The sequence below is a fragment of the Acinetobacter sp. 24-47-66 genome, from assembly GCF_056779755.1.
Genome location: NZ_JBWYIL010000003.1, coordinates 236,788 through 263,619, shown reverse-complemented (window position 1 = coordinate 263,619; position 26,832 = coordinate 236,788). Strand labels below are relative to the sequence as shown.

Sequence of the window (26,832 nt, the reverse complement as noted above, 5' to 3'; positions counted from 1 at the left end):
TCAGAAGTGAAACCTCTTAGCGCTGATGGTAGTGTGGGGTTACCCATGTGAGAGTAAGTCATCGCCAGCTCATTATTCTAAACACCCCCTTTATTCGAAGGGGGTGTTTTTTTATGCAGTAAAGAAAAAAATAAAGAATTAAATATAAAGGGAAATGCATGGGTACGGAAAAATTAACTTCTAAATCGATGTCTTCACATAGTTAATTACAAGCGCAAAATATATCAATAAATACAAAAATGCCTGTATCGTTAACAGGCATTTTGAAAAGAGAATCAACGGATTATTACTGTTCTATATTGCTTGCCATTAAATTACCTTGTTCAGCTTCTCGCATGAAACGATCATGAGTTTCCTTGCTACGAACCAAGCCAGGCATTCGATATTCTGTATGACCGTAGTCATGAATTTTTGTCCAACGTCCTCCCCAAACTAAACCGACAGACTCAGCAACTTGACCATATAACTGATAGCCACGCATAGCCCAAGGATCACGTTCAGAAATAACGACTTTACCATCTCGCTTGAATGCGACATCAGCTGCCAAACCAAATTGGTGATAGCTACGGTATGCAGTCGCTAAGGTGGTTGCTTTATTCCGAGATAGGCTATTTTGTCGTGCAGGACTACGATAACCCTCTAGTAATACTAATTCATAGCCATGTTGTTCCTTCATAATTTTGAAGACCATAAGTAATCGTTGTTTATAGCGTGGATGCATCTTGTCCCACTTACGATTTACCATTGAAGTATCGAGATGACCATGAGACAACTCTGAATTTTCTACATTAGGAATAGTTGTCGATGAAACAGAACCGCCAGTTTGAGCTTGATATTGTTGCTCAAGACGTACAGCTTCAACGATTGCTGCATCGACGAGACTTTCTTCAACCTCTGGAGGAGGGGAAAGAATTTCCCCATTTAATAAGTTATAAATTTGAGGATCAGCTTTCTTTAAATAGTTCGCTTCTATTTTTGTAGGATCAACGGGTTTTGTAAAAGCAAAAAGCATAATACTGCTAAGTAAGAAAAAACCAGCAATGAGTATCCACCATTGCTGTAAGTGCCAATGCGTTTGAATTTGGTCTGCTGAAGCAGCATGATTCATTTCATGTGCAAATTTACGTGCGTTTAAAAGCTTTTTTTTACCTTGTGGTAATAAGCTTTGTGCAAAATCTATTACTTTTTGTCTTATCTCATAAGACATCAATAAAGTCAGTGCGATGATTAATATCACAAAACTGACAATGATAAAAAAAATCACGGTGCAGGTTCTTTCGCAGTTCGTGTGACTGAAACTTCTACGCTGGCTACAGGAATATCAATATTTTCATCAGTGTCAGCTTTACTTTCAGCAACTTTATTTGCATTGGCTGTCGTAGGCTTAGACTCAGGCTTTTTTATGGTTTTCGGTAATGCTTCAGTTGTGGTCTTTTTTACTGGTTCTGCTTTAGGTGGAACTTGGGGAGTTTTGTTACTTAAAGGTTGCGCTTGATTAAAAGTTGATTCAAAGGGATTTTTACTTGAAGTCACTGGTTGAGTTGCTTGAGCAGAGTTTGTTTGCTGATGTTTGAAAATATTATTAAGCTCATTTAGCTTGGGTTGAGCTTGGTGATATTCATCAGGTTCAGATTGCTCGTTTTGATCAGCTTGGGTGATTCCCGAATCAATATTGGACAATTTATCATTTGAGTGTGTTGAATCTGTATCTGCTGCGTTAATCGGTTGGAAGCTTGGTTGATTTAAATAGGTATAAAAAGCTAAAGATGTGGCAGAGATACCAATTGCTACACCAATGATCCCACTTACTAGAGGCGAAATTTTTTTATTTTTTTTAGTAGGTGTAAGGACTCTAATATTTTTCTTTTCTTGGCTCATATTGAATATCTTTTATGGTAAATGAATCGTTATGTGGGCCTGTTCAGCAGGTGCACTAATGACATTATTATATTGAGTCATGGCTTTGGTCTCTTGTTGACTGAGCATATAGCGAAGTCCAGAAAATGCCAATAATGCAAAGAGGAGTAAAAATAATAGAATCCAAGCGAATGGAAGTTCTCTATGAATAATGTTTTTAATTTGATCAGGCAATGCAGCGAAAGGTGAAAAGAGGGCTTTTTTACCTTTTAAATAATCTATTTCATCGCCTACGCGTGCAACCAAATGATTTAAGCTTTCAATTGATTCAATACGGTATTTACCTTGAAAACCTAACAGTAAACAGTAGTGAAAAACTTCTAAAGCCGCTAAGCGATCTTTTCCACGAGTTCTAATTTTTTCTAATAAGTCAAAAAATTGATAACCTGCGAGTTGAGATCCAAATAAAGTTAACTGAAGAGGACTAATTAACCACGAATTTTGTAAATGGAAATAACTAGGGTCCTGTTGTGTGACAATCGTTTCATCAAGTAATGCACAAAATGCATATTTTGCATCATGGATATCCTCGGCTGAGAACTGCAACTTCTTCGCTTGTAATTCGAAACGTTGTAGTTGATCCATGATTTTTTGGCGAAATTCATCGACATTGTCAGGAACGTATTGGTTACGAATTAAAAAAACGATATAGAAACCGTCATGCATTAAATCAACCAAATTAGAAGACTGTGTCAATTTATTCTGTTGCTGTGGTGTAGAGCCTGCTCCAATCTGACCGTCATCGAACAGTGAAGGTGCTCCATTAGGCATATTCATATTTTTCTCTTCTCAATCTCTAGCCATTCATCACTGCGATGAGTTCAATACTGATATCTTGGAATCCAGCAGGTACATAAATACAGATGGTTTCAGACTCCAACATGCGTTGATAGAGTTCATGATGAGGTTCAATTTCAAAATAACTCACACCAGAGCGGACTGGAATCGCAGTAGGTACTTGCATCAAATGGTGAATCGGAATAGCAGGCAATGCAGAGACGACACGTTGCTCAACATCGACTGTTGTGCCCACTTTAAAACGTAGTGGGACAATTTGTACAAGTTCGTGTGTCTGCATCATTGAACTAGACACAGCAATATACAGACGAGATTCGCGAGTGATCTTATCTGACTCTAAGCTACCAACCCAATACGAAGGACGTATTTCTTTAAGACTGATATTGAAGTATCGACTTGAAATGATTGTGTCAAGTAACTCTCTTAAAATGACATCTAACTGCGCAAAGCTATCTTGTAAATTATGATGTTGATATTGAGGTAAATGTTCAACTTCATAGGCTGTTGAGAATGTCAATAATGAGCCAGTCAATCTGAGTAATTCAAAAAATAAGCGTTCAGGGTGAATTTGGGGATGAGTCAATAAATGGCTGAGAGTTGCATGAGCAGTATTCAATGCATTCACTAGCCAAAATGAAACAATGTCACCTGATCTAAATTCAATTAATTTTTGTTCGTTTTCGCGATTGTTGGTTTGAATAGTTTTGATTTTTGCTTTAATGACATTCAAGGTACGTTTTAAATTAGCAACCAATGACTCACATGAAGCAATATGCAAAATTGGTGGAATAAATTTTGTATCAAGTTCAAAGCTTCCTGAACTATGACGCTTAATTTTTCCTATCGGCAAATATAAAAAACCATCCAGTTCATGAGGAGTATCATTCTGAGATTCCAGCAATTTCAGCTCAGCACGACGACGAATGTAAGTAATTTCAGCAGGTGTGGCATCTGTGAACAAATCATGAGTTTCATTCAGATACGAATGATATCGACTTGGTTGTGTCGAAGCCTCATGGGCGATATTACGCTTGTTTGGTTGAACGATAGGGAGCGCAAGAAAAATGGTCATTTCACCACGGAAATTGAGCTCATCGAGCAGTACGGGCTGAGGTAAAAGATCTCGCGAAGGAGCAGCGTAAATTTCACCATCTTGCCAAATCATTTCAATGTGCTCAATTGCTAGCACATGGGTCGTTAATTGAGATTCATCAAATTTGAGCTGTTGTACCCCATATGCGAATGGAATGGTGGCGCGAATAGTTTGATTTAAACGCTGTTCATGATAACTGTCTTGAATTTGAAAGTGCTGCGGTCTTAAAAATAGACCTTCACCCCACAGTACTTTTTCTGCTTTAAACATTGAGATTACCATTCATTAGATTCATTGCTATTTTTTACACCCAAGAGTTCATGGACTGATTCCAATGGGTTGTTATCGTTTTTAATGACTTGTGCGAGCCATTCATGAAGCGGCATTTGGCTCCATTTAATGGTTTTTTGAAGCATATAACTCACAGGACTATGTGGTTCATTTGCTTGAAAATAATCCGCAATATCTTTAAGCACCCGCATTGCTTGTTCACGATTTTGTAGATGACTTTGTGGTTGAGGTTGAAATGACTGCTGAGTTACTGCTGCTTGTATATTTGCTGTTGGAGCAGAATTTATATTTGAATTGTTTTCTTGGAATTGTAGGTCTTGATTCATGTCAGGAGTATCCTCAGACATTAAAAATGCATCTGCTTTGTAAATTTTTTTCAGTGTTTTATGTATGTCTTCCAACTGAGAATCAGTATTTGCGAAACTTGGAGCATCTAATTGCATCAGTTGATCAAGTACTTGCTTGAGGGTATCCCAGTGCGTCAAAATTTCTAAAAAGAACTGATAATTGTTGTATTGGAAACTTTTTGAGGTATTAAATAAGCTTTGTTCGAATTGCTCGAGTTCTGGATGATTCTGAGAAGATCCATAATCATCAGCATTTTTTAATCTTACATTTTGTTGATGCAGTAATTTTTCATAATCATAGATTGAATAGAAAGGAGCTGAATTGATGAGTGGAACACGTTTAATCAAAGCAGGTAACTGAGAAGTCAAACCTTGCAATAAACCTAGACGTTGATCTAAATCATCATCTTCAATTTCAGGATGTATATCTTTCCAATAATTGGATAACATACGATGCGAAAGCTCAAGGCTACGAGCGACTCCTTCATAACCGTAGAGTTGACTCCAAGCCTCGCTTAACCAAGTCAATAAACGAATATCTTTACTTTTTTGAGTCAGAACATCGATACATTTTGCTGAAACAAATGACCAATCTGCTTGTTTAGGTTCAGCTACCCAATCCCCCATATCTAAGAGCGGATCATCTTGGGTTTTCGCTTTCTTGATTTCATGAAATTCATTCGAAAAAGATAGATCTTCGCCACAGATTGCTTGATCTGAGATTGGTTGAAGTAGCTGTTCTATATCAATGTTCATATTAATTTATATACTCAAATAATTATGCTTCAACAATTTTCTTTTTGGTGGCTTTACGCTTTTTCGGTGCTGTTGTTGGATCTAATCGATACTCAATCACGTCATCTTTGCTATCAATTTGAATTAACTTAGGGACTTTGTTATCCGCCAAGGCGATCAATATTTGTGTTGCAAGTTCAGGTAAAATTGAAGAGTTTAGAATATTGTCGACATTACGTGCGCCACTATCGACTTCTGTACAGCGACTTAAGAGTAGTTCCACCAAATCATCCGTGTACTCAACACGTGTTTGATATTGTTTGAAAATACGATCAGTAATTTTGCCTAACTTATGATGAATAATACGCACAAGTAGATCATCATGGAGTGGGAAGTAAGGCACGATACGCATACGTCCCAAGAAGGCAGGTTTAAACTGTTTATATAAACTTGGTTTTAAATGTTCAATTAAGTCTTCTGCCGTAGGCCATTCTTCTACAGGTTTAGTCAAACAGGCCTGCATAATTGCGCTTGAGCCAGTGTTAGAGGTCAATAAAATTGTGGTATTTTTAAAATCGATAACACGTCCTTCACCATCTTCAAGTGTGCCTTTGTCAAAGACTTGGTAAAATAACTCTTGAACATCTGAATGTGCTTTTTCAATTTCATCTAACAAAACAACGCTATACGGATTGCGTCTAACAGCTTCAGTGAGGACACCACCTTGACCATATCCTACATAGCCTGGAGGCGCACCTTTCAATGAGGAAACAGTATGAGCCTCTTGATACTCAGACATGTTAATCGTGATGAGATGAGATTCCCCACCATACAGCTCATTGGCTAAAGCTAAAGCCGTTTCTGTTTTCCCCACACCACTTGGTCCAACCAACATAAATACCCCTTGAGGCTTGTTTGGATCTTCAAGTTTTGCTTTAGAGGTTTTGATTCCTTGAACAAGTTGATGCAGGGCATAGTCTTGACCCATGACGCGTTGTTCCAGTTTTTCTTCTAAACTTAGAATTTGCTTGATTTCGTCATTGACCATTTTTCCTACAGGAATACCAGTCCAGTCTGAAATAATCTCATTAATGATTTGAGCATTAACACGTTCAAATACTAGAGGTTGTTCACCTTGTAATATTTTTAAATCGGATCTAAGTTGCTGAATCTGATTTTTAAAATCATTAATGTGTTCTTCATGTTTTAATTCAGAATTTTTTTGCTCAAGTGTTTTGATTTTTTGAACAATTTCTAGTTCTTGTTTCCACTTTTCAGTTGTGGCATTTAACTCATTTTCTATTTCAGTGATCGTATTTTTAAGATTGGAGAGGCGTTCGTCATGCTGTGGGAACTGATTATTCTCTTGTTCCAAAATATCTAATTCAAGCAATAAATTATGATGTTGAGCATGTAGCTGATCTAACTTTACCGGCTGAGCATTCTGAGTTAATGCCACACGAGCGGCAGCAGTATCTAAAATACTCACTGCTTTATCTGGGAGTTGTCGACCAGCAATATATCGATGTGAAGAATGAACAGCAGTCACAATGGCTTCGTCATCGATTTGAAGATTAAAGTGTTTAGCCATGACAGGAATCATGGCGCGAAGCATATCAATCGCAACTTCTTCAGTCGGTTCTTCAACTTTGACGACTTGGAAACGACGACTGAGCGCCGCATCTTTTTCAAAATATTGCTTATATTCAGCCCATGTAGTTGCAGCAATTGTTCTTAACTCGCCACGTGCTAAGGCTGGTTTAAGGAGATTCGCCGCATCATTTTGACCAGCTTGACCGCCTGCACCAATCAGTGTGTGTGCTTCATCAATGAAGATGATGATAGGATGAGCGGAACTTTGAACCTCTTGGATGACTTGTTTTAAGCGATTTTCAAACTCACCTTTTACACTTGCACCTGCTTGTAATAGACCCATATCAAGAACATGGATATGTACATTTTTTAATGCATCAGGCACTTGGTTGTTGGCAATCTTCAGCGCTAAACCTTCAACGACAGCAGTTTTACCTACGCCTGGCTCACCTGTTAAAATAGGATTATTTTGACGACGACGCATCAGAATATCCAACATAAGGCGAATTTCAAACTCACGTCCAATGACAGGATCAATCCCACCGTTAAGCGCTTTTTGAGTCAAGTTAATGGTGTATTGATCTAGTGCAGGTGTTTTTGCATGAGATTCTGAACTTTGAATCGTATCCTGACTCTGAACATCATTTTGATGATCAGCTTGAGGGAGATGCTCTTCAATGCTAGCTTTACAAATTTCTATAAATTTGTGTTTCATCGTATCAATCGGGAACAGATCGAATAAACTCGATGCACGAAGCGCGATTTGATATAAATCTCCTGCAGTCAATAACGCAACTAATAAGTGCCCGCTACGGATGACTGGGGTTTGATCTGCGGAAGCAATAAGCCAAGCTTGTTCTAGCAGACGTACAATCGATTGAGCAAAAATAGGTGTACGCGTATTGCCTTTGGGCAAGTGCGAAATCGTTTCTTGTAAATCATCGATCAGTGCATTTTTAGAAATTTTATAGTGATCGAGCAAAATAGAGAGATCATTTTTTAAGTTTTGATTTAATAATTCGAAGAGTAGATGTTCAATTTCGATTTCGTAATTTTGTTGATTAATACAATAATTTGCAGACTTTTCTAGTGCTGTTCTTGTCGTAGGAGATAGTTTTGTAATCAAAATTTTCAAGTTATTCATCAGAATTCTCTGTGTTCAAATTATTTATAGTTACTTAAAATAGACCTGCATAACGTCTATTTTTAAGATTTTTAACGACTAAATATTTAATAAACAATAATTTTTAGTATGAAAAAATTCACCCATATTTTTTATTCTACCTAAATAAAGGTGATAAAAAAACTATCCTATAGTGTGAATCGTTTACAGAACTATATAATTTTGTAACTTAAAAAACTTAATTGTTTCTTTATTATAATGGTCATAATGTTGACTAAGTTTGCATTTATAAGTTTAAATTTTAATTAAATCTAATATCTAGAAGACATTGCTCTAAACATTGAGTGTGTTAAAAAAATGATTTAATGAATCATATAGTTAATGTAAATTTTATAATAAATGAGGGTGTGTTTTGAATACTAAAATTCTGCTTACAACTCTGCTAATTGGGTTGGGGATGGCGTCTACAACTTACGCAGATGAAGTAAAACTCAAAAGAGGTTGTGTTAAAGATCATCCATTAGTAGCGGGTGAAACAGACCAGACATTGCTACAAATTTATGCTCAAGCATGTGATAAAAAAAATAAAGACAACAAAAATGGTTTTCTAGCACAAGCAGCTCAGCGTTTTCAACAAATCGGACAAAATCAGAAAGCACTTCAATTGGTGAACAGTCTTAATGCACAAAATGTTCAGCACTCATCGTTAACAGATACTAAGTTTTTAGCTGGAATCGGAATCGCGAATGAGGCATTAGAGCAAATGCGTGGACCAGAAGTACGTTATTTGACTGAAGAGACTTACGAACCTGCGTTGGCACTTTCTGAAGCAGTTAAAAAAGCTAAACCTTTGACTGTAATCGAAACCAAAGTTGAAGAAGCCCCTAAGCGTGTTCAAGAGACTCGAACTACTCGACAGCCTGCACGTACAACGCGCCGTGCATCGACTCCAGCAAAAACAACACCTGCTAAAACAACGACACCTGCGAAAGTTGAAAAACCAGCAGCACCAAAACGTGAGAATCCGTTTGGCTCGTTGAACTGATCAAATTACAAATTTAGGAAAAAATAATATGGCCAAGCGTGAAAGTGTTCAAAAAAAATTACAACGCATCCGACCACCTCGAGTACAACTGACGTATGACGTAGAAGTAGGTGATGGTAAAGAAATAAAAGAACTTCCTTTTGTTGTTGGTGTATTAGGGGACTTTTCAGCAGCATCTGAACTTGAAAGAACCAAACTGAAAGATAAGAAATTTATTAATGTGGATTTGGATAACATTGATGAAGTAATGAGTTCGCTAGCACCAAGAGCAGCCTTCCAAGTTGAAAACACAATTTCGGAAGAGGGTGGAAATATGTCGGTAGATCTTACTTTTAACTCAATGGAAGATTTCCGACCTGAAAATGTTGTTCAACAAGTTGACCCTTTACGCAAATTGGTTGAAGCGCGTGAACGCCTTTCAGATTTGCGTAATAAAATTTCAAATAGCGAACGTTTAGAAGATCTGCTTGATGAAATTCTTCAAAATACAGATCAAGTACGCAAATTAAGTGCTGAAGCAGGAGGCGACGACCGTGAGTAATTTACAAACCGCACCTGCGACAAGCAATGCTGTTGAAGAAACGAGTCTTCTAGATTCGATTGTTGAACAAAGTCGAATTGCGCGTAACGATGATGAACATGTTCGTGCGAAAAATTTAATTGGTGAATTAGCCAAAGAAGTTATGGCTGGAACAATTACTGTTTCAGAAAACATGACGGTTTCAATAGATAAGCGTATTGCTGAAATTGATGCTTTAATTTCTGCTCAATTAAGCAAAATTATGCATCATGAACAATTTCAAAAGATTGAGTCGACTTGGCGTGGACTTTACTATTTCTGTCAAGAAACACCTTCAAATCCTTTAATTAAAATCCGCATTTTAAATACCACTAAAAAAGAATTGATTAAGGACTTCCAAGGCGCAACTGACTTTGATCAAAGCACATTGTTCAAAAAGGTGTATGAAGAAGAATATGGTTCTTTTGGTGGTGCACCTTACGCAACTTTGATTGGTGATTTTGAATTCGATCGCACACCGTCAGATATGTATCTTTTAGAACAAATCTCTCATGTTGCCGCTGCCTCTCATGCACCCTTTATTTCAGCAGCAAGCCCTTCAATTCTAGGTCTTGAATCTTTCACTGAAATTGATCGTCCTCGTGATGTATCTAAAATTTTTGAAACTGCAGAATATGTACAGTGGCGCTCATTCCGTGAAAGTGATGATTCTCGCTATGTGGCTTTAACTATGCCACGTGTTTTAGGTCGCCTGCCTTATGACCCTAAAGAGGGTTGGGTAACAGAAGGCTTTAACTTCGTTGAAGAAGTCTCAGGTGAAGATCACGATCAATATCTCTGGATGAATGCAGCATACGGTTTCGGTACACGTTTAACGAATGCATTTGATATGCATGGTTGGTGTGCGGCAATTCGTGGGGTTGAAGGTGGTGGTTTAGTGGAAGGCTTGCCAGTACATACCTTCAAAACCAATGATGGTGAAGTTGTATTTAAGTGTCCGACAGAAGTTGCGATTACTGACCGCCGTGAGAAAGAGTTGAGTGATCTCGGCTTTATTCCATTAGTACACTGTAAAAACACAGACTACGCAGCGTTCTTTGGGGCTCAATCGACTCAAAAGCCTAAGAAGTATGATAGCGATACAGCGAATGCAAATTCAGCACTCTCAAGCCAGATTCAATACATCATGGCTGTGTCGCGTATTGCGCATTATTTGAAAGCAATGATGCGAGATAAAGTCGGAAGTTTTGCTTCAGCTGGAAATGTAGAAAGCTTCTTGAATGATTGGTTATCTCAATATGTATTACTAGATGATGGTGCATCACAAGAGGCCAAAGCTAAGCGCCCACTTCGTGAAGCATCTGTAAAAGTTGTGGAAGACCCGGCAAACCCTGGTCACTACAAATCGGTCGTGTTTTTAAGACCGCACTTCCAGTTGGACGAGTTGTCGGTATCTTTGAGACTTGTCACTGAGTTACCTCAGTCCTCTAATTAAATAGAGCAACTTTATAATAACGTTAAATAAAACAGGAAATCTTCATGAAAGATATATATGTTCAATTTCGAGGAAAATACAAAGTAGACGGCGAATCTCGTGACACTGAGCACAAAGATTGGTTGGAAGTTAATTCTTGGTCTCATAACATCCGTCAGCCTAAATCTGCGACATCTTCAAGTGTTGGTGGTCATACTTCTGAGCGTGTTGAACATTCAGACATGTTGTTCGTTAAAGATTTAGATGCGACTAGCCCGAAACTTTGGGAAGCATGTTCTGCTGGTTACACTTTTGATGAAGTACAAATCGATTACTACCGTGCGAATGGTGATAAGCGTATCAAGTACCTTCAAATCAAATTGAAACATGTTCTAGTTTCAAGCGTAACACCATCTGTAAATGCTGAAGGTGTTCCGACTGAAGCATTTGGTTTGAAATATGCTGCTGTTGAGTGGACATATAACCAACAAGATATCGATGGTACTCAAAAAGGTGCGATCACGAAGCAATGGTCACTTTCTAACAACACTGCAAGCTACAAAGCTTAAAGTCTTGAAAGTGAGAGGAGTAGGGGCTGACTTAAGTTGGCCTTTATTCATCTTCTAGAGTAGGCAAGATGAAAACAAATTTAGATCATCTTTATCCATTTGGCTTCCGTTCAACTTTATTTGACCGCTTGATTCCAGAATATGAGGATCAGATCAAAGGCTTATCTATGCAAGAGCTACGTGAATCTGTTGCACATGACTTGGAAGATCTACTCAATAGTCGAGTAGCCAAGTTTGATCAAATTGATGACTTCCCTACGGTTAAAGGCTCGATTGCACAGTTTGGCATTATTGATTTTGTTGGATTATCAACAGCCAATCCAATGGATCGAGACAAAATTTGCCAATCTATTCAGCAGTCCATTGCGGCACATGAACCTCGCCTACGACAAATTCAAGTTGAAATGTTGTTAGACAGCGACAATATGGGCGCACTTTGCCTCAGTATTCAAGCATATTTAAATATCCATCCATTGTATGAGCCTGTAGTTTTTGATGCTTTATTGAAACCAACGACACAACAATATGTAATTTCGGCTAGATCTTAAGATTGGGGCTTTTGTGATAGAAGAACTTTTACCGTACTACGAAAAACAATTACAAGAATTTGGTCAACAATCTCGCGAGTTTGCTCAGAAGTATCCTAAAATTGCCCAACGGCTCTCGCTCAACCAAGAACAGATTGATGATCCACACATTGAGCGCTTAATTCAGGCGTTTTCGTTGATTGCTGCTCGAATTGATAAAAAATTAGCAGACAGTTATGACGTTTTTACACGTGCTTTATTTGAGGTGATGTTCCCTCAATATCTAAGACATTTTCCAAGTTGTACTGTCGTCAGTTTCGAGGATCAAAATAAAATAAAACAATTAACTGAAGCTCACGTCATTCCGCAGGCAACAACGCTAAAATCACGAAGCTTTAAGGGGGTACAATGTGAATTTAATACCTCTCAAGCTGTACGATTACTTCCCATTCAACTGAATCAAGTTCAATTTAAAACGAACCCAAGTGCTCAAATTCATCTCAATCAAAATGCCACTTTGCAATTAAGTTTTGAAACTTTCAATGAAGCAGGCTTGTGGATTCATCAAGAAAAACTCCCTATTTATTTAGATGCTATTTCAAATTTTCCGCTGCAAGTTTTGGATAGTATTTTCAAAAAAGATACGACTTTTACGGTACGCATTGGAACACAGCTTTATCAAATTTCTAATCCATTTTCCTTAATGGGCTTTGAGGAAGATGAGAGTTTATTGCCTATTGATCAACATACACATCATGCCTATCGCTTGTTGATGGAATATTTTTGTTTTGCAGATAAATTCAGCTTTCTTAATCTTGATTTGTCTTTTTTAAGAAATTTATTAGATCAACAAACGAGTTTTGATCTCCAAATTCATTTTAAGTTAAACCTAAACGATCAGGCGATTATTCGTAATTATTCAGAGCTGAATGTTGCAAATTTTAAATTATTTAGCACGCCGGCTGTTAATCTTTTTGAAAAAAATGCTGAACCACAAAAAATACATCATCGACAACTTGAATATCCATTGATCACGGATGCGCATCATCCTGAGTTTTATCAGGTCTATTCGATTCAGAAAATGCACATGGTTCGTGAAAAGATTAATCAGGAACAGGTTTATCATCCAGTGTTGCCGTTCTTTGGAATGAGTCATTACCATGATGAAAATGTCCAATTTTTCTATGCATTGAACTCATCACAGCTCAACAATAAGTTTGTTGAAACGGGTTATTCCATTATTTCTAAGCATTTACAGCCGTATGATACAAAGTCTGATTTTATTAGCACCGTATTGCTATGTTCGAATCGGAATTTACCGCATGAAGCATTAAGCCAGTCAAATAATATTTTAAATCTGAATGATAGTAGTTTGGCACGTCGAGCGTTGGTATTGAAGCGTCCGAGTTTACCCTATCAATTTGAGCAAAATCAGAAAGAGCAATGGCGCATTATTTCTCATCTTTCATTAAATACGTTAGCACTGATGAAAGGGGATGCGGTAGCACATTTAAAAGAATTATTAGAGTTATATAACTTACCGGCGAATAAAGAAAATCATCTGTTAATTAATTCGATTAAACAAATTGAATTTAGCCTGACGCATAAGTTGGTTGAAGCAAAACCTTTCCCGCTTTTCGTACGAGGACTCAAAGTTGTTATCCGAATCGATGAACAAATATTCAGAGGTCATAGTCTTTATATTTTCAGTCAATTGCTGAGTCATGTGTTTAACTTAAAAGTGCAGTTAAACAGTTTTGTCGATGTCATAATCGAAGATGCTCAATCACAACAGGAGTTATACCAATGCGTGCAGAATGTTGGTGGCAAGAAGCTTCTGTAACAGACCATTTATTTCAACAGCCGACTGCATATGAATTTATTCAGTCGATTCGATTGTTAAGACATGTGCCCTATGCTCGGCCACATACACCATGGGATCGTGATTTTAAATTTCATCCTTCCTTAGAGCTTAACTTCCCTAAAAAAGAAATTGAATCACTCGCTTTAGAAGATGAAAAAGTTCAGCTTACAAATTTAATGGTGGGTTTGACTGGAATGCAGGGGGCATTACCCTATAGCTATACCAATAAAGTTAAATCAGCACCACGCAAATTTCGAGTTGAAACAACGCAATTTTTGAGTTTATTTAATCATAAGCTCACTTCACAATTCGTTGATGCGACGGTCAAGTACAATTTACCAGTACGGTATGAGGTCGAGTCTGAAAATCATTATCTGAATATTATCCATGCATTAAATGGTTATATTAGTCAGCAACATCAACAACAAGAACTTGATGATTATTTTGCTGAATTTGCAGGATTAATGCAGGGGCAAAATAATACAACACATGCTTTAAAAACCATGATTGCACAGGTATTTAATCAGCATGTGGCAATACAAGAGTTTATCCCTGAAAAATTTAAATTAGAGCTTCAGCAGAGAACATCCTTAGGAGGGGCGACGCCAAGCTTGTTAGGATTGAATACATTTTGTGGAGAGACTATTACCCAAATTGATGGCAAAATTGAAATTCAAATTGGACCGTTGGATCGTAAAACTTACCTAGATTTTCTACCACAACAAAAACTAAGTTTAAAATTAAAAAAACTACTACAAAGCTGGTGTAGCCCAACCTTATTGGTTGATGTTCGTTTAATTTTATCAAAACAAGAAATACAGCCTATTACTTTAAATTCGGAGCATTCTATGGGGCTTAGTCAGGGTGCCTTTTTAGCTCATAATCAACCGCTAGACAATGATGAAACTTGCTACCCATTGCTTGGAGTAGCGTCATGATCAAAATCATTGTTGGAGTGTTCCTTACTGTTTATCTGGTGATTTCTGCGATTGTGGTGCTGTATTGGCGTGACATCAATTTTGATCCTTCTGGCAGTGATCTACTTATCTTTTTTGGATTGTTACCTGTTGCAATCACTGCTTTTTTGGTGATGCCCTATATGATTTATCATTGGATAAAAGAGCAAAAAAATAAACAGAATGATCCTCAACTTAGCGATGAGACCACAATTGAGGAGCTACAGCCTGAGCCCGTGGAGTGGATCAATTTAAATGTCTATCGCGCTTATGCACTCAATGCTTTGGGTGAAAATCATCTAATTATTGATGCGATTCGGGAGTTCAAGAGCCCTGAACTTGATGACAAATTATTGAATGGGTATGGGTTGCCTATTCTGAGTTATCGAATTTCTGATTTAGACGTCGAACAAGATGAAGAGGATGAATATAGCTTCAAACGGCAATACCGCATTCATCAATTGATTCTGACTCAACTCGAACAACAAACAGAAATACTCTGGGAAATTAGTGAGCATTTAAAAAAATCAGCGCTTTTCTACGATACTCAAATTAGCCAATCTTATCGTATGCATCCAGCATGGATTGATCCTCAGGCTGAGTATCATGATGGGGAAGAAGATATTCCTTCTGTGCAGCAAGTTTATCGACTGAATAAGCTTAAAATCCACCTGGTTCTCGCTGAAGAATTACTGCATGTTTGGGATGAACAAGATTCTGAGCAACTCATTTCAGACTACCTGAGTCAGCTCAATTATATTCCTGAAGTGTTTCACGTGGAACACCACTATTGGGGTGCTGAAACAAGCTATAGTGAATGGATTCATCTTTTACAAAGTATTGAAAAAGATGAGTCGTCTATAAGTCTTGTGTTTATCGTTGATTCCGAAATTGACCAAGATACATTGGATGAAAAGATTTGGATTTCAGAACAATATATTCCTGCAGAATATATTTCGAGCTGTTGTTTAGCTTCTCCTAAAATTCAAATTGAAAATGTTTTACCTACGAAAACATTAGATATTGCGATAAATGAAAAACAACTGAAACAGAGTTTAGATCGCTATAACATTGATCATCAGTTCAAAGTGGAAAATGAGCAGCCCTTTACAATTCTGTTGGATGACATTACTCAACTCAAAACACTTAAGAAAATTGAGCAAAATTTTGCCAATACGAATATTGAGCAACATCACTATTTAATGCTTTTTCCAACACTTGGGAATACACAAAGCTTAGCTAAAATTTTTGGCTTTACTCTCGCTTTTCAGTTTGATGATGCCTTGATGACAATGGTGTATACAACTCAAAACCCTGATGTTCAGACATTTATTCAAACCTATCAATCAGAATCACACATAAATCCTGAGCAGCAAAACGTTTAAAAATTTACGAAAAAATGAGAATACAATGCACACGATATTAGGCTATGTATGGCAGTACGTTTCAAACCCAAAGGCAATCATTGCATTGTCATTGTTTGTTGCCTTAGTGTCTGCCTATCACACGATACCTAGACAGTATTTCTGGCCGCTTGCGGTAGCTTATGTACTGGGTCTAATCGGTTATGGAATCTATTGGTTCATTCAACGCAAACGCCATGAGAAACAAGGGGAAGAATTGGCGGAAGCAATCGAAAAAGATACCCAAGCTGAGTATGGTAAGCAGAAGGATAAAGATGAACTGCAATTGGTTCATCAACAGATGAAGGATTCAATTCAGCTCATTCGTAAGTCAAAGCTGGGTGATAAAAAAGGGAATGCAGCGCTATATGAGTTGCCTTGGTATATGGTCATTGGTAACCCTGCTGCCGGTAAGAGTTCTGCCATTTATAACTCGGGCTTAAAGTTCCCATTCGAAGAAACGCATAAAAATGCAGTGTCTTCAGGTTTGAGTGGAACACGTAATTGCGACTGGTTTTTCTCAACAGAAGGGGTGTTGTTGGATACTGCTGGTCGTTACTCAGTCTATGCAGAAGATCACTCTGAGTGGATTGGTTTTTTGAACTTGCTCAAAAAAAATAGATCTAAAGCGCCGATTAATGGACTGATTGTCACCGTCAGTATTGCCGAGTTAGTTAGTCAAAGTCCTGAAAAATCGTTGAAACTCGCTAAAAACTTGAGAGCACGTATACAAGATTTGACGGAACGTTTAGAAATCTTTGCACCTGTGTATTTGGTGTTTTCTAAAATGGATTTGATCGCAGGATTCACTGAGTTTTTTGATTGTTATGATCAGGATGAATTTGACCAAGTTTGGGGAGCAACGCTGCCTTATAATCCAGATTCATCTGAAAATGCTGTTGATCTATTCGAGCATCATTACAATATTTTGTATGATGGATTGAAAAGCGTAAGTACGACTCATTTAAGTCGCCGTCATGCACAGAATATCTCACCAAGTGTGATGACTTTTCCGCTTGAGTTTAAGACTTTAAAGCCAGCACTCAAAACTTTTATAGGAACACTATTTGAGGAAAACCCGTATCAGTTCAAACCTGTATTCCGTGGTTTTTACTTCACCAGTGCCTTACAAGAAGGAACGATCGAGAGTCCAATGACGGAGCAAATTGCTCAAGAATTTAGACTTCAGAAAATTCCGAACAGCGAACATGGTATTCCACTAAATTCTGTATCACAGAATCATGGGTATTTCTTAAAGGGATTATTTTCAGATGTCATTCTGAAAGATAAAAACTTGGTGAAGCAACATATTAACCCAGCGAAAAAGCGCCAACGTTATTTGAGTTTTATTGCAGCTTTACTTGGGGTATCTGTAATTTTAGGCCTGTGGGTGTGGTCTTACCGTAACAACCAACAGTTGATCGCAGATGTTCAAGCCGATCTGAATAAAGTGATGCAAATGGAGCAGGCATCAGGTCAGCATTTGGCGACACAGCTCGACTCGTTACTAATTTTACAACAGCGTTTAGAACAGTTAGATCAATTTGAAGAAGATCGTCCATTAAAGTTTGGCTTTGGTTTGTATCAAGGCAATGATCTGCGGGAAAAACTTAAAACCGAATATTTAAATGGTGTGCGACAAATTGTTTTAGAACCGTCTCAACAAAATATTGACCATTTCTTGCAACGTGTCAAAAATAATGAAGCGACACTAAAAGAAAATCACGTTAATGTTGAAATTCAGCAAGTATCGGCTAAACCTGCACAAAATGCTTTGGAACCTTCTGATTCGAATCCGCAAGATGCTTACAACGCATTGAAAGCTTATTTGATGATGAGCAATTCAAAATATATGGAAGCAAGTCATCTGAGTGATCAGGTTACGCGCTTTTGGCGTTCATGGTTAGATGCCAATCGTGGACAAATGCCACGTGGTGAAATGATCCAAAAAGCGGAGCAGGTGCTGACCTATACCATGACATTGGCGAATGATCCAAAATTCCCACAGTTGTCAGCGGATGCGCAATTGGTTGATCAAAGCCGACAAGTATTGTTGGCGGTGATGAAGGGGATGCCAGCACGTGATCGAGTTTATAATGAGATCAAAATGCGTGCTGCCGTACGATATCCAGCAGTGACAGCAGCTCAAATTGTAGGTGAGAACAATCGTAGTGCCGTATTAGGTTCTTATGCTCTTCCTGGGGTATTTACATATAAGGCATGGAACGAATATATCGATCAAGCCATTGATGAAGCTGCGAATAGTCCGACAGACAGTCGTGACTGGGTGTTGAACAGCAATCAATCAGATGACCTCACCTTTAGTGGTAGTCCAGATCAAATTCGTAAGCAGCTGACTGAACTCTATAAGAAAGAATATATCGCAGAGTGGCGTAAATTCTTGAATGGAATTTATTATGCAAAACAACCTGATTTTGCCCAGCAACATAAAACAATAGATTTATTGGGTGAGCCTCAAAACTCCCCGATACGTTTGCTCATTGAGCATACAGCGAAAGAAACCAATTGGGATAACCCTGTGGTTCAAGCGGAATTGGCTGCTCCACAAACAGGATTTATCGCTTGGTTTAAACGTAAGGTTCTTCGTCAAGATAATACCAATGAAATTCAACGTGCAGCTGAGCGCGCCCAAGGTGCTATCTCAAAAGAATTTAACGTTTTTTATCAGTTGGTTCGTAAACGTGATGATCAGCAAAATAAATCATTACTTGATGAGTATTTAGAAAATCTCGCACAGGTACGCAGTAAGTTTAATGATCTCCGAAATGCAGGGGATATTGGCCCAAATGCGATGGCTTTGGTAAAACAAACCATCAATGAACAAACCTCAGTATTTAATACTACGCAAAAACTTGTCGATGAAAAACTGACGGTCGGTCTGAATGATATTGACAATAAGCTCATTCAAAAGCTTTTGGTGAGTCCACTGACACAATCCTTTGCAAGCTTAATCACGCCAGCACAAGATGAGATTAATAAATTATGGGTGATGCAAGCTTATCAACCGTTTAATCAGACTCTGAGCCAAAAGGTTCCATTCAATACCTCGGCTTCAATCCAAGCGACGAGTAGTGAAATCGGTCAAATCTTCGGTGAGGGCGGTAGTATTGCCAATTTTGTTAAAGAAACGCTCGATCCATTTGTGATTCGTCGTGGCTACACACTGACTTCTAAAACGTGGAAAGACCAAGGCATTATCTTGAATCCACAATTTGTGATGAGTTTCCAACGCTATGTTTCACCACTTAACGGTGTAGCTACAGGTACTTTGTCACAAGGTTCTGCGCCTGCTGCGACCAATCAGTCCAACTTCCAATTCTATCCATTGTCTAATCCACAGTTGCTGTCTTATACAATTGATATTGATGGTCAACGTATGGTCTTTGAAAATGGTATCCAACAGTGGGTGAACTTTGTTTGGCCGAATACTGGTGCTATTCCTGGAGCGCGTATTACTGCAGTCGATCTCGAAGGGAAAACGCATACGATTTTTGATGCACCAGGTGAATACGGGATCAATCGTTTGATCGACTCTTCACAACGTCGGGATCAAAATGGTGTCATCGAAATGACTTGGGCAAGTGCTCAACAACCATCATTAGCGGTAAAAGTAAACTTCCGTTTGATCAGTGGGAATTCAGGTCAAGGTGGAACAGGCGTTGGCTCTAATCGTGATTTAAACGGTTTGCAATTGGTTGATAAGGTGACGACCAACAAGGCGACAGCACGTGTGGTATCTGCTCAAAAGGCACCAACACCAGCACCTCAAGCTGAGAATTCAACGAATACGGCATTGCAAAATGCAACACAAGGAGCACAGCCATGATGTATGGAGTACAACTTATGATGGATCATCAGTAGGAGGCGATATGTACAGTGTGAAAACAACGCCTTTGTACTATGGTAAGAGTCCTGCTCGTGGCGATTTTCTGAAAACCAAAGGACAGTATTCTCTGATTCAAGTGATTGATCAGTGGATTACTGAAGCGCTTGAAATGGCAATGAGAAATCCAAATTTCGATCAAAATTATCAAAGTTTGGCATCATTAGATTTCTTTATTGCCAATCCGCGTGAAAACATGTTCTTGGTTGCAAACTTAGTGACCAGCCAAGACAGCTCAGGTCGTCAGTTTCCTATGGTGTTGAGTCACTTATTGGAAGTGGATGCACCCTACCAAAATTTGCTCTATGCACCTTATAGCTATAAGCCAGTTTTGATTGACTTATTTCAAAGAAACCGTGTGATTCGTCAAATTCGAGATGCTGATGATTTAATCGAAAAACTGGCTCAGCTCAAAAAAGAAATTCAAGTTCTTGATGTAACTGAATCAACCGCTTTTTTTGAAAATCACACCATGCATTCATTTGCACAAATGATGAAAATATCGGTCTATGAGCTTGCACAAAGCATGATTGGACTAGGTCTTTTACTCCAACCTGTATTAAAAAATGGAACGAGTAAACTGAATAAGGTGTTAATTTTACCAATTCACAACCCTAGTTTTTGTTATGAAATCGCAGCATTCTGGGTTAGTTTAATCGCAAGATTTTTGCCAAAACATAATACCGAAGTGTTAATTGGTATTCTTCATTCAGAACGTCCAGTTTTATTATTTGGCTTTCAGGGCGCAGATATTGAAGCATTAAGTGATATTTTCAATCAGAACTTAAGCTCTGAACATTGGGTTTCATTGGTACAAGCACAGTGGATTGATCGCTATTTGGAGCAAAATGCAGGTCTTGCTGCACTCGAGCAATCTTTGTGCGAACGACAGTTGAGTTTAAATCAAGGAATGAAATTATTCCGACAGACTTTTATAGAAGAATAATGATGAAGAAAACCTTATTAAAGATTTCATTGCTTAGTTCGATATTGAGTATAAGTGTTATATCGTTTGCGAAAGAAATTATCGTTGAGGGAGTTGTTCCTAACGAGATGAGCAAACAGGCCATATTGAATAAAATGAAAGTGGTCTATAGCCAAGACCAAATTATCGATAAAATTCAGGTTCGTCCTGTCACTGCACCCAATGGATGGAGTGATTCCGTGACACAAGTCATTACACCTGATCTTAAAAAAGTTTCTCAAGGAAAAATGAGTGTAAGAGGAACACAAGTTGAGCTCACAGGTAAAGTCCTCAATCAAAATGATATCGTACCGACTCAAAATACATTTCAAAATTTAGTTGTGGCACCTTATCGCTTTAATGCACAGTTATCTGTGAATCATGCAGAACAAGCCATCATTGATAATGCTTTAAAAAATCGAATTATTGAATTTGCTTCTGGAAGTGCCACACTTTTACCAGCAGGCACACAAATTTTAGACGAAATGGTGGTTGCGCTAAACAAAGTTCAAGGCAAAAATGTCAAAATCATCGGACATACTGACAGTCAAGGTAATCCACAGAAAAACAAAGAATTGAGCTTGCAACGTGCGGATGCAGTAAAACAATATTTGATTGCCAAGAATATTTCACCTTCACGATTAAGTACAGCGGGTATGGGTGCTGATGAACCTGTTGCAGACAATGCAACGGAAGAGGGGCGTAAGAAAAATCGAAGAATCGAGTTTGAAGTTCAATAAAATATTATAAAAGGAACAAGTGTATGGCTTTCCCTTATATTACGATTGGCTCTCCAACAACTGGTGGTGGGCAGGTTATTTCAGCAAATAGTTCTTTCTTAATCGAAGGTAAGCCAGTTGCTTGTGTAGGGGATAAGGCCACCTGTCCTAAACATAAAACGGTGACGACAATTGTTGCGGGTGACAGCAAAATGGTTATTATGGGAAAACCCGCCGCACAGCATAATTCACCTTTGGCATGTGGATGCAAATGTATAGGGAATCAAAGTTTAACGGTTGGACAAAATTAGTTAATTCATTGGGATCTGTATCTAAAAAGAACCCTCTAATTTTAGAGGGTTCACTTTTTCAACTATAATTTTATCTCGATCAAAGTGTCTTCGGTATTTGTAATCGCGCACCTACTGATGATCTGAAGATGATTATTACGCACTTACATATTGCACAATTTTATCAAACGCAGATTTAAGCGCTTTGTCATCGAATTCATTGCCTTCGAATGTTTCATTGCGATTGCGTGCAAAAATATCGCGAATCTCAACCACGGCATTTGAGTCGACTAAACCTAATTGCGTAGCAACTTGACGGATTTGATCGATAGAGCGAGAGCCATTACTACCGCCATAACTGACATAAGCAGCAGGTTTTCCATTCCACTCTTTACCTAAATAGTCGAGTGCATTTTTAAGTGCAGGGCTGTATCCATGATTATATTCAGGACTAATAAATATAAATGCATCACCTTTCGCGATTTGAGCAGCCCATTCTTGTTGCTTAGGTTGATCATATATACCCGTTAGTGGTGGATTTGCTCCAGCGAAAAACGGTAAATCCCATTCTTTTAAGTCCACAATTTCTGTCTTAATCGTGCTGTAGTTATATGATGAAATCGTGTTTTGAACCCAATTTGCAACTTTAATGGCTGTGCGGCCTTCTCGAATGCTTCCCACAATAATTTGAATATTCACCAAATTTATCCTTCTAACTGTTATCACACTGACTTTAAAATGTTTTTTTTAAAAAAGGTAGATCGAAAATGTATCTAAAAAAAAGCGCCATAAGGCGCTTTTTTATGTACGAATCAGGCATTACATAATTTTGATGCCTTGCTGACCTGCTGGTGTTACTTTGAAAATTTCAACTTCAAAAGTAATGTCCTTACCAGCAAGCGGATGGTTAAAGTCGACCTCAGTGATATCATCACCAACCGATTTAACCACACCATATAATGACTGCTTTGCTTTATCTTCAAACTCAATCATTTGACCTTCAGCAGGACGTTGCTCAAATTTAACAGTATCAAATTTTTGCACGTTCTCTTGGTTCCAAGGGCCAAAAGCATCTTCAGCAGGTAAACTTACTGTACGACGGTCACCCGCGCGTAAGCCAAATAAAGCTTTTTCAAAACCAGGCAATAAGCTGCCATCACCTATCACGAGGCTTACAGGTTCTTCGCGACTACGGGTATTATCAATTTCAACACCATTTTCAATGGCTACTGAAAAGTGTAGATGTACTTTTGAACCCGCTTCAATGCGAGTATCTTCATTTGGATTAATAAAATCAGTCATTTTGCGCTTCCGCACGTTGAATACGATGTTTCTCTAAGAAAAAAGTATCGATCAGCATTAAGATGGTACCTAAAGTAATGGCACTATCTGCAAGGTTAAAAGCAGGGAAGTGGCTATTGTTATAGTAGACATGAATAAAATCTACAACATAGCCTAAACTTACTCGATCAATAAGATTACCAATCGCCCCACCTAAGATGAGTGCGATGGCTAAAGGCAATACTTTCATGTTTTTTGGCATACGCATAATCCAAAATACAAAAATAACCGAGACAATTCCTGCAAGTGATGTAAAGAAATAACGTTGCCATCCACCGGCATCGGACAAGAAACTAAAGGCAGCGCCGTAGTTATGTAGTAATGTCCAATTTAAAAAAGGTAAAACAGGTACAGGGTCTGCATAAGTCAGATGTGTACTTGCTATCCATTTAGTCCATTGATCCAAAATAATGGCAACAATAGACAATCCTATCCACCACAAATTGTGGGGATAGAATTGGAATAAACCTTTTTTATTATTTTGTGGATTAGGCATATTTTCTCTCTTCGCCTTGACCTGTAGGGAGGTTAATAATACAACGACCACATAGTCCTGGATGTGATGGATGTGTATTCACATCAGGCAGAACATGCCAGCAACGAACGCATTTTTCGCCGTCAGCAGCAGAAACTTTCACATTCAAGCCTTCTAAGTCAGATACTTCACCTTGTGCTGCATCGAAACTATTGACCATCACTTGTGAAGTAATGAGAACGAAACGAAGTTCATCGCCTAATTTGTCTAGAACGGCTTTAAGTTCATCATTCGCCCAAAGCTCAACCTTAGCAGACAAGTTTGAACCCACAGTTTTCGCACCACGTGCTGCCTCGATAAACTTATTCACTGCCGATTTCACATTGATCAATGTTTGCCATTCAGTTTCTGATACGACATTGGCACTTGATGCAGTCGGAATATCATACCATTCAGCAGTGAAGACATATTTCTCAGTTTGACCGGGAATCAATGGCCAAGCTTCTTGTGCGGTGAACGTTAAAATAGGTGCCATCCAACGTACAAATGCTTGAACCAAATGGTACAACGCAGTTTGTGCAGAACGGCGTGCTTGAGAATCTGCTTTGGTGGTGTACTGACGGTCTTTGATAATGTCTAGGTAGAAACCACCTAAATCGTTGATACAGAAATTCGTCAGCGCACTTGTCACGATATGGAAGTTCATATCTTCGTAAGCTTTCTGAATCGTTTCTTGCACTTCTGAAGCACGTTGCAAGATGTATTGATCGAGTGCAATCAAATCATCAATCGCTAAGCAATCAGTCGTAGGTTGGAAACCATTTAAGTTTGCTAACAAGAAACGCAATGTGTTACGAATACGACGGTAACCGTCTGAGGCACGGTTAAAAATTTCTTTACCTGCGGTCATTTCATAACGGTAGTCTGCAGATGCGATCCAGAAACGAAGGCCATCAGCACCCATATCTTTAATGATATCTTGCGGCGTGATGACGTTACCGATCGATTTCGACATCTTACGGCCTTTCTCATCGACCACGAAGCCGTGTGTCAACAAGCCTTTATACGGTGCGCGTTCGTTGATTGCCATTGAAGTCAACAATGAAGATTGGAACCAACCACGGTGTTGGTCTGAACCTTCAAGGTACAAATCAGCAGGGTCTTGTAGCTCTTCACGTTCACGAAGGACTGCAAAGTGTGTTGTACCTGAATCGAACCATACGTCTAAAGTATCTCGAACAGCGTTATAGCAATCTGCATCATCACCGATGAATTCGCGTGCATCACGGTTATACCAACCATCAATACCTTCTTGTTCGATGAGTTTAGCCACTTCTTCGATCAATTCAGGTGTACGAGGGTGTAACTCGTTAGTATCTTTATGAACGAAGAATGGAATTGGCACACCCCAAGTACGTTGGCGAGAGATACACCAATCTGGGCGACCTTCGATCATCGCTTGAATACGGTTTTTACCCCAATCTGGTACGAACTCAATATTATTTTCAATCGCGTTCAATGCACCTTGGCGTAGACCTTTGGCATCCATGCTGATGAACCATTGTGGTGTTGCACGGAAGATAATAGGTGTTTTATGGCGCCAGCAATGTGGGTAGCTATGTTTAATCACAACATGTGCCCAAAGTTTGCCTGCTTCAGTCAATGCTTCAATAATTTTTGGATTGGCTTTGTAGATGTGCTCGCCTGCAAAGAGTGGCGAAGTTGGTAGATACACACCATTACCACCGACTGGGTTTTCAACTTTTAAGTTGTACTGTAAGCCAACTTTATAGTCGTCTACACCATGACCTGGTGCAGTATGTACAGCACCTGTACCGCTACCGTCAGTCACGTGCTCACCTAAGATTACAGGCACTTGGCGTTCAGCGATCAGTGGGTGTTGCAGAACAAGGTTTTCAAGTTTTGCACCAGTGAATTCTGCAAAGACTTCAAATGCAGTAAAACCATAACGCTGAGTAGCTGATTCAACCAATGATTTCGCAAGAATGAAGTTTTGAGGTACTTTGTCTTCGCCAGTCGCTTTCACAAGTTGATATTCGAGATCAGCATGAAGCGCAACCGCTTGGTTGGCAGGCATGGTCCAAGGTGTTGTGGTCCAAATCACGATGTCGGTACGTTCAGCAATGTCTACACCCAAACGTGCAGAAAGGTCAGCTAAATCAACAACGCTGAAACCCACATCAATTGCGTCTGATTTTTTATCTTCGTATTCAACTTCAGCTTCAGCCAATGAGGAACCACAGTCTAAACACCAGTTGACGGGCTTAAGACCTGGTTCGATATGACCTGCTTTGGCAATAGCACCCAATGAACGCACGATGTCGGCTTCTTGTTTGAAGTTCATCGTTAAGTACGGATTGTCCCAATCACCAAACACGCCCATACGCACGAAGTCTTTCTTTTGCAGTTCAACTTGTGTGTAAGCATATTCACGGCAGGCTTTACGGAATGTAGAAGCATCTACTTTTACGCCGACTTTACCGACTTTTTCTTCAACTTTAAGTTCAATTGGAAGACCATGACAGTCCCAACCCGGTACGTATGGTGCATCAAAACCATCCATCACTCGGCTTTTAATGATGATGTCTTTTAAGACTTTGTTAACCGCATGACCTAAGTGAATTTGACCATTCGCATATGGAGGGCCGTCATGAAGCACATATTTTTTCTTGCCAATACGCGACGCACGAATCTGCTGATAAATGTTGTCGGCATACCACTCTTCTAACCATTTCGCTTCACGTACTGCGAGATTTGCTTTCATCGCAAAGTCAGTACCTGGGAGGTTTAGCGTGGCTTTATAGTCCACTGCATTTTCAGGAGTTTGCTTATCGCTCATGCAAGTTGTCTTCCAATTTAATCA

The 26,832-nt window shown here is 38.8% G+C and carries 22 protein-coding genes; 12 read left to right on the top strand and 10 right to left on the bottom strand.

All coding sequences use genetic code 11. The features are described 5' to 3' along the window. Positions 1-286: 286 nt before the first annotated feature. The 6 genes from AC1M84_RS05145 to tssH are packed head-to-tail and all read right to left on the bottom strand — an operon-like array spanning position 287 to position 7,921. On the bottom strand, positions 287-1,264 hold the full coding sequence (locus AC1M84_RS05145) for a M15 family metallopeptidase (protein ID WP_481594549.1): 978 nt from the start codon (positions 1,262-1,264) through the stop codon (positions 287-289). Continuing rightward, entirely contained in the window at positions 1,261-1,878 is a 618-nt protein-coding gene (locus tag AC1M84_RS05140; protein ID WP_481592760.1) for a hypothetical protein, read from the bottom strand. The genes AC1M84_RS05145 and AC1M84_RS05140 overlap by 4 nt, the downstream gene beginning before the upstream one ends. A 12-nt stretch (positions 1,879-1,890) precedes the next feature. Then, a complete protein-coding gene (gene icmH / locus AC1M84_RS05135; protein ID WP_481592014.1) occupies positions 1,891-2,694 on the bottom strand; it encodes a type IVB secretion system protein IcmH/DotU in 804 nt (267 codons plus the stop codon). Positions 2,695-2,713: 19 nt separating this feature from the next. After that, entirely contained in the window at positions 2,714-4,078 is a 1,365-nt protein-coding gene (gene tssK / locus AC1M84_RS05130; protein WP_481594548.1) for a type VI secretion system baseplate subunit TssK, read from the bottom strand. Between the two features lie 5 nt (positions 4,079-4,083). Continuing rightward, a complete protein-coding gene (gene tssA / locus AC1M84_RS05125) occupies positions 4,084-5,202 on the bottom strand; it encodes a type VI secretion system protein TssA (RefSeq protein WP_092766616.1) in 1,119 nt (372 codons plus the stop codon). A 22-nt stretch (positions 5,203-5,224) separates the two neighbouring features. After that, complete coding sequence (gene tssH / locus AC1M84_RS05120) at positions 5,225-7,921, bottom strand: type VI secretion system ATPase TssH (RefSeq protein WP_481594554.1); 2,697 nt, start codon at positions 7,919-7,921, stop codon at positions 5,225-5,227. 433 nt (positions 7,922-8,354) lie between these two features. On the opposite strand from tssH, the gene AC1M84_RS05115 reads away from it, so the two are divergent. The 12 genes from AC1M84_RS05115 (at position 8,355) to AC1M84_RS05060 (ending at position 22,153) form a co-directional block, all read left to right on the top strand. Next, positions 8,355-8,942: a hypothetical protein gene (locus AC1M84_RS05115; RefSeq protein ID WP_092766614.1), complete on the top strand. Its 588-nt coding sequence runs from the start codon at positions 8,355-8,357 to the stop codon at positions 8,940-8,942. A gap of 28 nt (positions 8,943-8,970) precedes the next feature. After that, a complete protein-coding gene (gene tssB / locus AC1M84_RS05110; RefSeq protein ID WP_092766613.1) occupies positions 8,971-9,483 on the top strand; it encodes a type VI secretion system contractile sheath small subunit in 513 nt (170 codons plus the stop codon). Next, complete coding sequence (gene tssC / locus AC1M84_RS05105) at positions 9,476-10,957, top strand: type VI secretion system contractile sheath large subunit (protein ID WP_481594547.1); 1,482 nt, start codon at positions 9,476-9,478, stop codon at positions 10,955-10,957. Before tssB ends, tssC begins: the two co-directional genes overlap by 8 nt. Before the next feature lie 44 nt (positions 10,958-11,001). Then, positions 11,002-11,505 (top strand): Hcp family type VI secretion system effector, encoded by a 504-nt coding sequence (locus AC1M84_RS05100; protein WP_092766611.1) that lies wholly within the window; start codon positions 11,002-11,004, stop codon positions 11,503-11,505. 68 nt (positions 11,506-11,573) lie between these two features. After that, positions 11,574-12,053: a type VI secretion system baseplate subunit TssE gene (gene tssE / locus AC1M84_RS05095; protein ID WP_481592762.1), complete on the top strand. Its 480-nt coding sequence runs from the start codon at positions 11,574-11,576 to the stop codon at positions 12,051-12,053. A gap of 13 nt (positions 12,054-12,066) precedes the next feature. After that, the gene (tssF, locus tag AC1M84_RS05090; RefSeq protein WP_092766609.1) at positions 12,067-13,875 is read left to right on the top strand and encodes a type VI secretion system baseplate subunit TssF; all 1,809 of its coding nucleotides are present in this window, start codon (positions 12,067-12,069) and stop codon (positions 13,873-13,875) included. Next, entirely contained in the window at positions 13,839-14,834 is a 996-nt protein-coding gene (gene tssG, locus AC1M84_RS05085; protein ID WP_481594546.1) for a type VI secretion system baseplate subunit TssG, read from the top strand. Before tssF ends, tssG begins: the two co-directional genes overlap by 37 nt. Then, a complete protein-coding gene (locus AC1M84_RS05080) occupies positions 14,831-16,237 on the top strand; it encodes a hypothetical protein (protein WP_481594545.1) in 1,407 nt (468 codons plus the stop codon). Before tssG ends, AC1M84_RS05080 begins: the two co-directional genes overlap by 4 nt. Positions 16,238-16,262: 25 nt before the next feature. Next, positions 16,263-20,102: a type VI secretion system membrane subunit TssM gene (tssM, locus tag AC1M84_RS05075; RefSeq protein WP_481594544.1), complete on the top strand. Its 3,840-nt coding sequence runs from the start codon at positions 16,263-16,265 to the stop codon at positions 20,100-20,102. A gap of 43 nt (positions 20,103-20,145) precedes the next feature. Beyond that, complete coding sequence (gene tagF / locus AC1M84_RS05070; RefSeq protein WP_092766605.1) at positions 20,146-21,105, top strand: type VI secretion system-associated protein TagF; 960 nt, start codon at positions 20,146-20,148, stop codon at positions 21,103-21,105. Beyond that, positions 21,105-21,863: an OmpA family protein gene (locus AC1M84_RS05065; RefSeq protein ID WP_481594543.1), complete on the top strand. Its 759-nt coding sequence runs from the start codon at positions 21,105-21,107 to the stop codon at positions 21,861-21,863. Before tagF ends, AC1M84_RS05065 begins: the two co-directional genes overlap by 1 nt. Positions 21,864-21,886: 23 nt before the next feature. Beyond that, on the top strand, positions 21,887-22,153 hold the full coding sequence (locus tag AC1M84_RS05060; protein WP_092766603.1) for a PAAR domain-containing protein: 267 nt from the start codon (positions 21,887-21,889) through the stop codon (positions 22,151-22,153). A 135-nt stretch (positions 22,154-22,288) separates the two neighbouring features. On the opposite strand, the gene AC1M84_RS05055 is transcribed toward AC1M84_RS05060, so the two are convergent. From AC1M84_RS05055 to ileS, 4 genes are all read right to left on the bottom strand, one after another. Continuing rightward, positions 22,289-22,831 carry an NADPH-dependent FMN reductase gene (locus AC1M84_RS05055; protein ID WP_481588750.1) on the bottom strand — a complete coding sequence of 181 codons (543 nt, stop codon included), beginning with the start codon at positions 22,829-22,831 and terminating at the stop codon, positions 22,289-22,291. A gap of 120 nt (positions 22,832-22,951) precedes the next feature. After that, a complete protein-coding gene (locus AC1M84_RS05050) occupies positions 22,952-23,434 on the bottom strand; it encodes an FKBP-type peptidyl-prolyl cis-trans isomerase (RefSeq protein ID WP_035270560.1) in 483 nt (160 codons plus the stop codon). Then, complete coding sequence (gene lspA, locus AC1M84_RS05045) at positions 23,427-23,969, bottom strand: signal peptidase II (protein ID WP_035270556.1); 543 nt, start codon at positions 23,967-23,969, stop codon at positions 23,427-23,429. The genes AC1M84_RS05050 and lspA overlap by 8 nt, the downstream gene beginning before the upstream one ends. Next, positions 23,962-26,808, bottom strand: a complete 2,847-nt coding sequence (gene ileS / locus AC1M84_RS05040; RefSeq protein WP_481594542.1) for an isoleucine--tRNA ligase — start codon at positions 26,806-26,808, stop codon at positions 23,962-23,964. The genes lspA and ileS overlap by 8 nt, the downstream gene beginning before the upstream one ends. Positions 26,809-26,832 lie beyond the last annotated feature (24 nt).